The organism is Aminobacter sp. MET-1 (assembly GCF_026521175.1).
GTDB lineage: Bacteria > Pseudomonadota > Alphaproteobacteria > Rhizobiales > Rhizobiaceae > Aminobacter.
The window spans coordinates 1-246 of sequence record NZ_JAMSHL010000160.1 but is presented as its reverse complement, the minus strand read 5'-3'; the positions used below and the strand labels follow the sequence as shown (position 1 = coordinate 246).

Sequence of the window (246 nt, the reverse complement as noted above, 5' to 3'; positions counted from 1 at the left end):
GCGTAGTTCACGCTGATCCGCCGGTAGCGTTCGCCGAGCACCTCGGCGAGCAGGTCCAGGCGCGCGACGATCTTGGCGAACTCGCGGGCGTAGCTGAGGTTGCTGGCGTCGTCGGTGAGGGCGTTGGAAAGCAGCAACGGGGCACCCTTGTCGTCCTTGCGGGTAGCCAGCATCCAGGTGGCGACCTCGACGTTGCGCGCGGCGTTGTAGACGTACTGCGCGTCGATCCCCTGGTAGACGTAGAAC

The 246-nt window shown here is 65.9% G+C and carries 1 protein-coding gene; it reads right to left on the bottom strand.

What is annotated here, in order from left to right:
- A partial coding sequence (locus NDO48_RS29460; protein WP_267322950.1) for a hypothetical protein occupies window positions 1-246 on the bottom strand: 246 nt, incomplete at both ends.